We start from the raw sequence: 11,916 nt of genomic DNA, 5'->3' as shown, positions 1-11,916 counted from the left end.
GCCGGATACGTGGAGAACATGGCAAACATCTTTGCTGAAATGGCAAACTGGAGGCATGGACGAGAACCTGGACCGAGCGCTCGACGCCGTGGGCCCGCGGCTGCGCGCACTGCGGCAACAACGCCAGACCACGCTCGCCGATCTGTCCACGACGACCGGCATCTCGGTGAGCACCCTGTCCCGCCTGGAATCGGGCGACCGCAAGCCGACCCTCGAACTGCTGCTGCCGCTGGCCCGGGCCCACGGCGTCACGCTCGACGAACTCGTCGACGCCCCGCCCACCGGCGACCCGCGCATCCATCTGCGACCGATCACCCGGCACGGGATGACCATGCTGCCGCTGACCCGGCGCGCGGGCGGCATTCAGGCCTACAAGATGGTGATCCACCCCGAGAACCGCCGCGGCGAACCGGATCCGCAGACCCACGAGGGGTACGAGTGGCTCTACGTCCTCAATGGACGTCTCCGCCTGATCCTCGGCGAACACGACCTCGTGCTGGCCCCGGGCGAGGCCGCCGAATTCGATACTCGCGTCCCGCACTGGTTCGGCCCGGCCGACGAACAGTCCGTCGAATTCCTGAGCCTGTTCGGCAAACAGGGCGAGCGCGCCCACGTGCGCGCCCGCCCCAGAGCCGGCGGGGACTAGCGTCCGGCCATATCCAGCGCGGCCAGATGGCTGAACAGCACCGATGCCCCGATCGGATTACCGCCGCCGGGATAGACGGTTCCGCTCACCGCGGCCATGGTGTTACCCGCGGCGTACAGCCCGGGAATCGGGGTGCCGGATTCGTTCAGCACCCGAGCGGTCGTATCGGTGCGCAACCCGCCCTTGGTGCCCAGGTCGGAGATGCCGAAGGCGGCGGCGTGGAAAGGTCCCTTCCGAATCGGCACCAGCGGTGACTTTCCTTCCGAGAAGGCGCGATCGTAGGCCTCGTCACCGCGCCCGAAATCCTCGTCGACGCCGCGGTCGGCGAAGTCGTTGAATCGGTTCACGGTGTCGGCCAGCGCCTGCGCCGGAACGCCGATCTTCTCGGCGAGTTCGTCCAGGGTCGCCGCACTGTGCCGCAGCCGCGCCCGCACATACTCCTCGTGATCGACCATCGGCACGTTGCTGGCCTGCACCGGTGGTACCGGGCCGGCGCTGTCGTCGTAGATCATCCAGAACGGCAGTGTCATGGAACCCTCGTCCAGGCGGGCGATGATGTCGCGGCCCAGCCGGTCGTAGGGTGCGGATTCGTTGACGAAACGCTGTCCGGCCCCGTCGACGAATATGCCCCCGGTGAACCACAGTGCGAACGCCGCACGGCCGTCGGGATGAATCATTCCCGGCGACCACCACGCCTGATCCATCAGATCGGTATCGGCGCCGACCGCCATTCCGGCCTCGTGCGCCCTGCCCTGATTTCCCCAGGGCCCCATGGTGTCCCGCGCTCGTCCGGGGACGCCGAAGCGCCGGCGCAGGTCGTCGTTGCCTTCGAAACCGCCCGCCGCCAGCAGAACTCCCTTGCGGGCCCGGATGGCGACTCGCGTGCCCTCGCGTTCCACGATCGCGCCGACCACCGCGCCGTTCTCGGTGACCAGCTCGACGAGCGGGGTGTTCAGCTGCAGCGAGACGTGGGGGTACTTCGACAGCGCCAGCAGGAACCGCCCGACCAGGGCGCGGCCGCCGATCAGATATTTCGGCTGCGGCTCGCCCAGCCGATCGGTCCCCAGCGGGCCGCGCACGGCTGCGGCGAGTTCCCCCAGCGTCGCGGCGGGCAGCGGCGCCGGAACGATATGACGCTTACCGTCGGTACGAGCCTTCGGCGCCGCCCCGAAATAATCCGGCCACGGGAACATCTGGAATTCGAAACTGTCGTCGCTCTCCAGGTACTCGATCACCCGGGCGCCGTTGCGGATATAGGTCTCCTGCAGGTCGGCGGGTGTGCGATCACCGACGACCGCGCGGAAATAGGTGAGCGCGTCCTCGAAGGTGTCGTCCACACCGGCCCGCCGCAGCACCGGGTTGCACGGAAACCACACTCCGCCGCCGCCCGAATACGAGGTGGTGCCGCCGAATTTCTCGGTCGCCTCCACCACGGCCACCGAAAGTCCCTCCCGCGCAGCGGTATAGGCGCCGGCCAAACCGCCGCCCGAACCCGCGACCAGTACATCGACTTCTTCGTTCCAGTCCGTCACCGCACACTCCCAGCACTCGTCTGTGCTCACGGTAAGCGCTCGGCGCCCACGCGTCACCGATGATCCCGATGGGCAGGAACGGGGTGGTCGCCGCGGCCGATCCGTGTCACCGCGATACAACCGGCGGTTGTGGCCGCGCGCGTGTCGGTTGTTTGCGCGCCGCCCGGGCCGATTGCTTCGATCCCCTCGATGATGAATCGTTCGCTGGGCACCTCGTTCACCCGGCTCTGGTCCGCCTACGCGGTGAGCACCTTCGGCACCTACCTGGCTCTGGATGCGCTACCCCTGATCGCGATCCGCGTGCTGCACACCGGACCGGGCGCGGTCTCGGCACTGGCCGCCGCCGGTCTCGCGGTCGGCGTGTTGCTCGCCCTGCCGCTCGGCCCCTGGGTCGAGTACCGGCCGAAACGTCCGGTGATGGTCGCGACCGATCTGCTGCGCTTCGCCGCCATGCTCAGTATTCCGGTCGCCTTCGCCTTCGGCGTACTCGGTTACGCGCAACTGCTCGTCGTCTCCGTCGTGGTGGCCGCGGCCGATATCGCCTTCCGCGCGGCGAGTGGCGCCTACCTGAAAAGCGTTGTCTCGCAGGAGGATCTGCTCGCCGCCAACGGCAGATTCGAATCCACCACCTGGACCGCGACCGCGCTGGGGCCGCCGCTGGGCGGTACCGCGATCGGATTGTTCGGTCCGGTCACGACCGTCCTCGCGGACGCGTGCAGCTATCTGCTGTCCGCCGCGGCGCTCGGCTCGATCCGCGCCGGCGAACCGCGTCCGGATCGCGGGAAGGCCACGCGCACCCGCGCCGCCGATCTGTTCGCGGGCTGGCGCTATCTGCTGGCCCATCCTGGACTGCGGCCGCTGTTTCTCAACTCCGTCGCCGTGAACGGGCTGATCATGGCGACCGCGCCGGTGCTGGCCGTGCTGATGCTCGGTCGCCTCGGCTTTCCGACCTGGCAGTACGGGCTGGCATTCGGAATCCCCTGCCTGGCGGGCCTGCTCGGCTCCCGGCTGTCGCCCCGGCTGGTCCGGCGGTACGGGGAACGCCGGATCGTCCTGGTCGCCGGCAGCCTGAGGGCCTGCTGGCCGATCGGATTGGCAGGGATCACCGCGGGGCTCGATGGTCTGGTGCTGGTGATTCTCGTCGAGGCCGGTCTCATCGCGAGCATCGGGATCTTCAATCCGGTGATGGCGACCTACCGCCTGCAGCGCACGGATCCGGGAGTGGTGGCACGCATGCTGACGGCGTGGTCGATCACCGGAAAGGCCACCACCGCGATACTGACCGCACTCTGGGGCGTGCTGGCGCAACTCACCGGCCCGCGCACCGCACTCGCCGTCGCCGGTGTGCTGTTGCTGGCCACGCCGTTGCTGCTGTTCCGAGGCGGATACGTCGACGCGGACGACGTGGTGGAACCGCAGCCGGCGCCGGAGCCGATGCGGCAGGGGTGACCGGCGACCCGGGTGCTGAGCGACCCGGGTGATGAGCGACACAGTGCCGGTCCGCTGTTGGGCGCCTAAATTCGTTAATTAGCGAAATGCCGAAGGATGGTGGATGTGCGCGACAGCGGATCGGTCCGCGCGGGAGACCTCGCGGAGGTGAGCGAGGCCGAATGCGAGATGCTCGAGGAATGCAAGGCCCTGGCCAACCGGACCAGGCTGCAGATCCTGCACTGGCTCAAAGACCCGCACGCGAATTTCGCTGAGCTGGAACAGGATTCGGCTGAACTCGGCGTGTGCGTCGGACTGATCCAGCGGCGGGCCGGAACGTCGGCCTCGACCATCTCCGCCCATCTGGCGGTACTGCAGCGCGCGGGCTTCCTCGTCGCCACCCGGCGCGGGCAGTGGACGTACTACCGCCGCGACGAGGCCCGCATCCGGCACTTCACCGACCGACTACACCGCGTGCTCTGATCCACGCACCCCCGAGTACGAAAGGCAGCGACCATGCCTACCGCCACTGGGCCCACCGCCCTGTCCATCCTCGACCTGGCGTCGGTGGCACCCGGCGCGACCGCGCGCGAGAGTTTCGCCAACAGCGTCGCCCTCGCCCAGGCCGCCGAGCGCAGCGGATATCGGCGCGTCTGGTACGCCGAACACCACAACATGCGCTCGATCGCATCCAGCGCCACCAGCGTGCTTATCGGCCATGTGGCCGAACACACCGAGACCATCCGGCTCGGTGCGGGCGGCATCATGCTGCCCAACCATTCCCCGCTGGTCATCGCCGAACAGTTCGGCACTCTCGAAACGCTCTTCCCCGGCCGCATCGATCTCGGCCTCGGCCGCGCGCCCGGCAGCGATCAGAAGACGATGCTCGCCCTGCGCCGCGATCCGCATTCGGCCGACTCGTTCCCGCAAGACGTTCTGGAGCTGCAGGGATATCTGAGCGGCCGGTCGCGGATCCCGGGTGTGGAGGCCGTGCCACGTGCGGAAGGCATCGTGCCGCTCTACATTCTGGGTTCCTCGCTGTTCGGTGCCCAGCTCGCGGCGCATCTCGGCCTCCCGTACGCGTTCGCATCGCACTTCGCACCCGACGCACTCCACCAGGCGGTCCAGGTCTACCGCGAGAAGTTCCAAGCCTCCGAACAGCTTTCCGAACCGTATGTGATGGCCGGCGCCAACGTGTTCGCCGCCGAGACCCACGACGCGGCGATCGCGCAGAAGACCGTCTCCTACCGGGCCCGCGCCCGCATGATGATCTCCCGCGGCGCCGGCACGGCGACCTTCACCGACGCGGAGATCGACGCCTTCCTCGCCTCCCCGAACGGCGCCCAGCTGTCCTCGATGACGCGCTACACCGCCGCCGGCACCGCCGACGAAGTGCGCGACTACCTCGACGAATTCGCCGCCTCGATCGGAGCCGACGAGCTGATTCTCGTCCACCACGCCACCGATATCGCCGACCGCGTCCGATCGGTCGAACTGACCGCGTCCGCGATGCTCGCCGAGCGAGCGGCCAACTGAAACGGCCGGGCCCGTTGCTACGGGCCCGGCCGTTGTCGGCTCACCTGGGGTCGGCTACTTCGTGGCCGTCGTGGTCGGCGCCGCCGACGTGGTGGTCGGCTGCGTCGTCGTCGGCTCGGTGGTGGTCGACTGGGTGGTGGGCGACTGGGTGGTGGGCGGTGCCGTGGTCTCGACCGGGGCCGCGACCTGCGTCCGAGCCGGCGGTTCGGCCGGCGCGACGGTGGTAGTCGTGGTGGCCGGGGCCTGCGTGGTGGTCGGCGCCGTGCTGCTGCTGGTGGTCGTCGGCGTCGCGGTCGTCGGCGCGGGCGCAGTGGTGGTCGGTGCCGGGCTCGTGGTCGTCGCCGCCTTGGCGTCCGCCGCCTTGGTGTCCTGGACGGTCTTGTATGCCGCCTGGACGTCGGCCTGGGTCGGCTGCGACTTCGGGTCGATCTGCTGACCCGCCTGCGCCTGCTGCGCCAGATGGGTGAGCCACGCCGCCGCATACTCGGCCGAGGTCATCGGCTTGCCGTTCGCGGCATCCGAATCGCGCCAGTAGTCGAAGTGGTGACCGGTGCCGTTGGGGCCCAGGGTCAGCTGGTACGGATCACTCATGATCACCGGGATCGTGTTCTGGTTGGTGACGATCAGGCCGATGATCTCGTTGAGCACCTTCTGCGGCAGATAGGCCAGCGGCGCCATCTGATCGGTCGAAATCGACTGTGCCGGAGCGGGTGCGGGCGGATTGTCGCCCGGCTTGTAGCCCGGCTCGGACACCTTCAGCAGCACCTGCAGGAAGGTCTCGTTACTGGCCATCCAATTCGGCTGCGATGCGATGTAGGAGAAGGCGTTCATCGCGATCCGGCCCAGCGTGACCGCCACGTCCTGACCCGTCGCGGGCGTCAGCCCCTCGTTCTGCAAGGCGTCGACGTTCAACTGCCGGCCCACGTTCGCGGCCAGCTGCAGCAGCGAAATGTTCTGCGGCGCAGCGCACGTGAGATCGCCTTCGGAGCAGAAGGAGGCGACCTTGCCGTTCAGCGCACCGAAGTCGCCGGCCTGGTCGGGCAGCGCGCCCTGTCCGGAGATCGGCTTGTTGCCGTTCTGGTAGTTCTGATCGAAACCGTCGGGATGGTTGGGATCCTGGGCGCCGGGGAACGGACCATCGCCCGCGGTACGACCGGCATCCGCCAGAATCACCACGCCCAGAACGTTCTTCGGGTCGACGACATCGTATTTGCCGTCGGCGCCCGGCTGATCGTGGCCGATGCCCATGGCCACGCGGCGCGCGACGTCGGCGCCCTCGCTGTAGCCGACGATGGAGAACTTGGTGTCCGGGCAGGCCTGCGCGATGTCGTGCATGACCTTCTCGGCATTGGCCACACCGGTGTCGACCGCTTGCTCGTAGGTGCTCATATTCGCCGGATACGCGACATACACCGCGGCATAGGAACCCGGATCGACCTTGTCGGCGGGTGCGTTGACCACCGGATCGACCCAGTGACTGCTGTAATCACTCGACAGCGCCGCCGGCAGCGCATTGCCGTTCGCGTCGACCAGCATGGCCGTCTTGTTCGGGTCCGGGCTGTCGTTGCGACCGGCCACCGAGATGGTCACCATGTCATGACATTCGGTGACCGACGAGGTGAGCCGCGTATCGCGGGTCTCGGGCGTCGCCATCAGGCCCCACGAGGCCGCGACAATGGCCGCCACCCCCAAAACTGCTGGTCCGGCGGCCGCAGAGGCAATGCGGTGCCGTTTGATGAACTCGCGAAGAGCCATGTCCTGATCCCCAATTCGGTCCGACAAGAAAGCGGGACAGGCCCCCCGACGGGCCGTGTGTGTCACGAGAGGTGTCGGGAACCACAGGCCCGGTGTTACCAGCCGGAACAGTTCTGTGATCTGAACCGCGACGTGTAAACACGAAGCCTTCCCGCAGCGATAAGGCCTTTTTCTCCGCCGCGACGACGACCACTTTGACGATCCGGCAAATTTCTTTGCGTTCGGGGCGCGCCACCGGTCACGGTGAGGGCGTGGACGACGGCTTCGAACCGGTAGTGGCAGCGCTGGGACCACGGCTGCGTGAGTTGCGCCGACGTAGCGGCAGGACGCTGGCCGAGCTTTCGGCCGGAACAGCGATTCCGGTCAGCACCCTGTCGCGGCTCGAGTCCGGGCAGCGCAAACCCGGACTCGAACAGTTGCTGGCACTCGCCCGGACCTACCGGATTCCGCTGGACGAACTGATCGGCGCCCCGGCGAGCGGTGACCCCCGCGTCTATCCACAACCGTTCACACGCGACGGCATGACCGTCATCCCGCTGACTCGCAATCCGGGTGGCCTGCAGGTATTCCGCCAGATCCTGCCCGCCGGAGGCGGTCACCGCGAGCCGGCGCTGCGCTCGCACGAGGGTTACCACTGGCTGTATGTGCTCGACGGCCGGTTGCGCGTGGTGCTCGGCGACCACGACCTGATACTCGGCACCGGCGAGGTCGCCGAATTCGACACCCACCTTCCGCACTGGTTCGGCAACGCCGACGCCCGCCCGGTGGAATTCCTGAGCATCCTCGGTCCCCAGGGCGAACGTTTCCACCTGCGAGCGCGCTACCGCCCGAACTGAATTCGCCAGGCGCGGCGGATCGGTGAATCGCTCGTACCATGGCGTCATGCCTGTCCAGCCGGTGTCGCTGGCCGGTGCCGCGATGGATGTCGCGGTGCCGGCGGGGCGGGGTATGCCGGGAGTGAGTATGGCCGGGTTCCGCGGCAGAGCCGGGGAATCGGTCGCGTTGCAGATGATTCCGTATCCGGCGCTGACGGTTTTCATCGATGTCGGTGACGCGCTGGTCGTGGACGGTGATCGCACGGGCGGAGCTCTGGTGGTCGGCCTGCCTCGCGGCGCGTTGCGGGGATCGGGCCGCGGGGTCGACCTGCTGCAGATCCGGCTCTCACCCGTGATCGCCCACGCGGTGCTCGGTGCGGGTGCGGAACTGAACGGCATGGTGGTCGGGCTCGGCGAACTGTGGGGTGGTGAAGCCGTGCGAATCCAGGAGCAACTGCGGGCCACGCGGTCGTGGGATACGCGCTTCGCGCTCGCGCACGCCGCGCTGGCTCGGCGACTCTCCACCGGCCCGGAGGTCGATCCGGAGGTCGAATTCGTTTGGCGGAGACTGGCATACAGCCACGGCCGGGCCCGGATCGAACCGCTGGCGGCCGAGGTCGGCTGGAGCCGTCAGCGGCTGTGGTCGCGCTTTCGCGCCCAGATCGGGATCACGCCCAAACAATGCGCCCGCCTGGTCCGGTTCGACCACGTGGCCCATCGCCTCGCCGCCGGCCACCGCCCCGCTCGCGTCGCCGCCGACGCCGGTTTCGTCGATCAGTCCCATCTCCATCGCGACATCGTCGACTTCGCGGGAATGACCTCCGCTGCCGTCGCGGCCGCACCATGGCTCTCGGTCGACCACATCGCCTGGCCGCGGCGACTGACCGCTACCCGCGAGCCATGTCCACAAAGCGGCTGAGGTGGAGCTGATGTGCGACGGTGATCGTCGCGGTGGGCCCGTTTCGGTGTTTGCCGAGGATCAGGTCGGCCTCGCCCCCGCGCGGGTCGTCGCGTTCGAACGCGTCGGGGCGGTGCAGCAGGATCACCATGTCGGCGTCCTGTTCCAGTGAACCGGATTCGCGGAGGTCGGAGACCATGGGGCGCTTGTCCGTTCGCTGTTCGGGACCACGGTTCAGCTGACTGATCGCGACCACCGGAACTTCCAGCTCCTTGGCCAGCAGTTTCAGGCTTCGGGAGAATTCCGAGACTTCCTGCTGGCGAGACTCGACCTTCTTACCGGATGTCATCAGCTGCAGGTAGTCCACCACGACGAGCCGCAGATCGTGGCGCTGTTTGAGCCGCCGCGCCTTGGCCCGGATCTCCATCATGGTCAGGTTCGGCGAGTCGTCGACGAACAACGGCGCCTCACTGATCTCGCTCATCCGCCGCGCGAGCTTGGTCCAGTCGTCGTCGCTCATCCGCCCGGCCCGCATATCCCCGAGCTTGATCTTCGCCTCCGCCGACAGCAGACGCATCACGATCTCGGTCTTACTCATTTCCAGCGAAAAAATAACGCTCGCCAAGCCGTGCTTGATCGAACAACTCCGCATGAAATCCATTCCGAGAGTGGAGTTGTGCGTGGGAACCATCGAGCGCCCGGCCAGGTAGAGGTGGTCGGCGTTGTCGACCTCGACACAGCGGACCGGGACGCTGGGGATCGGCCGGACATCGACGATGAACCGTGAGTGCGTGCGGGCTGTTCCGGCCGCGCGCCGACGCTGCTTGTGCAGCAGATTCTTCCGGCTCAGACCGAAAACCTCGTCGTCGGTCGCGAACGTGAGGGTATACGCCACCGAACTGTCCGCGGTGCGTCCGCGAACGCTCTTGGTCGATCGGTGGCATCGATATCCGAGGCTGACGATCAGTTCTTCCGCGTCGGAGACCAGTCGTTCGTTCGTCACGGTGAATTGCACCGAACCGCCGTGGGTCACAGTGCCGTCGGTGTCGAGCAGACCGGCCAGCAGCGCCCGCCGCTGTGCTTCGGAGGCACGCAGATAGGCGCTGGGGATGTGCTTGTTCCCCAGGACCCCGATGGTGCGCAACCGTGCCTGCACCGTGCCGGTGGTATCGCGGCAGCTCTGGCACATCCGCAGACCGGTCGAGGGTCGGCCACACTGCGGGCAGGTCGGCCGGGGCGAGGGTGCGGATACGAATCGTGATCGACCACCGCATGATCGGCCGCAGGTCTTCACCTCGGAGGTGAACGGCACGAACTCGGTGCCGCACACAACGCAGTTGCGAGTAGCGATGGGACCGGGTTCGGGCAACCGCAGGCTGTAGCGCAGCGGGGCGCTCGCCGATGGGACTGCGATCAGCCCCTCGTTCTCGATGCGCAGCACGATTTCCGGGTCCGCGGTCGTCAGTTGGGCGGAGGCGGAGGTGCCGTCGCCCAGCCAGGCGCCCAGGGTATACGGCGGAACCAGCAGATCACGCTCCGGCAGCTGCAGCGGCGCCGCGTTGGTGACCGAATGGTTGAGACGCCCGTCCGCGGTCGCGCAGCGAAGCGTTCCGGCGATGTCCGCAGTGGTCCGAACCTCGGCGAATGTCCGCTGATTCCGGTACCGATTGCGTCCGGCCGCGGCTTGCTGCGCAGAGCGCCGTGAGGCGCGTGTTTCGGTGAGCCACTGATGTTCGGCATCCGCGACGATCACCGTGCCGTCGGAGAATTCCACCTCGTAGCAAGGGCGTTCGTACATCGTCTCGGTGGCGGCCACGACCCGAGTCGGTCGTCCGTGCGCGTCGAGCAGGTGGTCTCCGACCGCCACCTCACCCATGGTCGTCCAGCCGGCCGGAGTGGGCAGCGGGGTATCGAGTGCGAGCGCCTTACCCACACCGGGCCTGGCCGCGACGATGATCATCTGGCCGGGGTGCAGGCCGTTGGTGACCTCGTCGAGTTCGGTGAAGCCGGTCGGTACGCCGAGGGAGATGCCGCCGCGGCTGGCGATGGAGTCGATTTCGTCCATCGTGGGCTGGAGCAGTTCCTCCAGGGGCAGGAAGTCCTCGGTGGACCGGCGTTCGGTGACCTCGTAGATCTCGGCCTGGGCGCGGTCGACGACCTCCGCGACGTCCTGGCCCTCGGAGCCGGCGTAGCCGAATTGGACGATGCGCGTGCCGGCTTCGACCAGGCGCCGCAGAATCGCCTTCTCCGCGACGATTTCGGCGTAGTAGGAGGCGTTGGCCGCCGTCGGCACGGTTTGGGTCAGGGTGACCAGATACGGCGCGCCGCCGATGCGTTTGAGTTCGCCGCGGCGATCCAGGGTGGCGGCGACGGTGACCGGGTCCGCGGGTTCGCCACGGCCGTAGAGGTCGAGAATCGCGTCGTAGACGGCCTGGTGCGCCGGGCGGTAGAAGTCGCCGGGACGGATGACCTCGACGACGTCGGCGATGGCGTCCTTGCTGAGCAACATGCCGCCCAGAACCGACTGTTCCGCGGCCATATCGTGCGGCGGCTGCCGACCGAAATCCTCGCCGGGCTGATCGTTGTAGTCCGAGTGCCCGCGATCGTCGACGACTGCCACTCGACCGTCCTCTCTCATCGCACCCGGCCTGATCCCACCCGGCTTCGACCCTATTGATGACTTGTTGTACGCCCGGGTACCGACACGTCGGAACATGGCACGCCGGACGTCGGCGCGGCCATCACATGATCGGAAACGCGCTGTAGCTAACGATTTCTCGCAGCGAGAACCGCGGCGTTCCCGGCGCGTGATGACGGCGCCTGGAAGAACCTAAGGGACCGAGTTGGGGATCGCCAAACCATCCTGTGGAAACAACTGTGGATAAACTGGGCACAGTTCACCCGCTGTTGTGTAGGCCTTGTGCATCAACTGGGGATAACCCGGTATGCGCAGTGGCTATGACCAGGTGGAACCACGTTTTTTCGATTTCCCACATGTGGATCGAAATTCCGTCGGCGTGTCATTCAAGATGAACAGCCGGGCGTGTTGGGTAAACACCGCTCTCTCAAGCTATGGCGCAGATCACATTCCAGACGGTCGGTTCAGCTACTTGTCCACAAATCCCCAGGAGCTGGGTAAAAAGTGAGCACGATGCGTCGGCGGCGAGATCCGGTGCCTGCCGTCACCATCTAGCAAATCTTTCGCAACTCTATCGTGTCGGATCCGATTCCGCCCCGAAATGCGACAAGAGCCGTTGACGGGCCTGTCCGGCCCGGGCGAACGCGCGCAGGCGAAGACCATCCCCG

Annotated in this window: 9 protein-coding genes; 6 read left to right on the top strand and 3 right to left on the bottom strand. The window is 67.3% G+C overall.

Annotated elements, in window-relative coordinates:
• Positions 1–55: 55 nt before the first annotated feature.
• Complete coding sequence (locus A5780_RS27910) at positions 56–646, top strand: helix-turn-helix domain-containing protein (RefSeq protein WP_063014320.1); 591 nt, start codon at positions 56–58, stop codon at positions 644–646.
• Here A5780_RS27910 and A5780_RS27905 read toward each other — a convergent pair.
• Positions 643–2,178, bottom strand: a complete 1,536-nt coding sequence (locus A5780_RS27905) for an FAD-binding protein (protein ID WP_064910285.1) — start codon at positions 2,176–2,178, stop codon at positions 643–645. The two genes, A5780_RS27910 and A5780_RS27905, sit on opposite strands and share 4 nt — an antisense overlap.
• Before the next feature lie 189 nt (positions 2,179–2,367).
• On the opposite strand from A5780_RS27905, the gene A5780_RS27900 reads away from it, so the two are divergent.
• From A5780_RS27900 to A5780_RS27890, 3 genes are all read left to right on the top strand, one after another.
• Positions 2,368–3,627, top strand: a complete 1,260-nt coding sequence (locus tag A5780_RS27900; protein WP_064910209.1) for an MFS transporter — start codon at positions 2,368–2,370, stop codon at positions 3,625–3,627.
• A 105-nt stretch (positions 3,628–3,732) separates the two neighbouring features.
• A complete protein-coding gene (locus tag A5780_RS27895; RefSeq protein ID WP_227463096.1) occupies positions 3,733–4,089 on the top strand; it encodes a helix-turn-helix transcriptional regulator in 357 nt (118 codons plus the stop codon).
• 33 nt (positions 4,090–4,122) lie between these two features.
• Positions 4,123–5,142 (top strand): LLM class flavin-dependent oxidoreductase, encoded by a 1,020-nt coding sequence (locus A5780_RS27890; protein ID WP_064910207.1) that lies wholly within the window; start codon positions 4,123–4,125, stop codon positions 5,140–5,142.
• A gap of 54 nt (positions 5,143–5,196) precedes the next feature.
• Here A5780_RS27890 and A5780_RS27885 read toward each other — a convergent pair whose 3' ends face one another.
• A complete protein-coding gene (locus A5780_RS27885; protein WP_064910205.1) occupies positions 5,197–6,897 on the bottom strand; it encodes a cutinase family protein in 1,701 nt (566 codons plus the stop codon).
• 251 nt (positions 6,898–7,148) lie between these two features.
• Here A5780_RS27885 and A5780_RS27880 point away from each other — a divergent pair, with 251 nt between their 5' ends.
• The gene (locus A5780_RS27880) at positions 7,149–7,733 is read left to right on the top strand and encodes a helix-turn-helix domain-containing protein (protein WP_064910203.1); all 585 of its coding nucleotides are present in this window, start codon (positions 7,149–7,151) and stop codon (positions 7,731–7,733) included.
• Between the two features lie 46 nt (positions 7,734–7,779).
• On the top strand, positions 7,780–8,631 hold the full coding sequence (locus A5780_RS27875; protein ID WP_064910201.1) for a helix-turn-helix domain-containing protein: 852 nt from the start codon (positions 7,780–7,782) through the stop codon (positions 8,629–8,631).
• Here A5780_RS27875 and dnaB read toward each other — a convergent pair.
• On the bottom strand, positions 8,600–11,230 hold the full coding sequence (gene dnaB, locus A5780_RS27870; protein ID WP_064910283.1) for a replicative DNA helicase: 2,631 nt from the start codon (positions 11,228–11,230) through the stop codon (positions 8,600–8,602). The genes A5780_RS27875 and dnaB overlap by 32 nt on opposite strands.
• Positions 11,231–11,916 lie beyond the last annotated feature (686 nt).

The sequence above is a fragment of the Nocardia sp. 852002-20019_SCH5090214 genome, from assembly GCF_001665865.1.
In the GTDB taxonomy this organism is placed as follows: domain Bacteria; phylum Actinomycetota; class Actinomycetes; order Mycobacteriales; family Mycobacteriaceae; genus Nocardia; species Nocardia nova.
The sequence above is the reverse complement of the archived record's forward strand: the minus strand, read 5'-3'. Positions and strand labels throughout refer to the sequence as shown.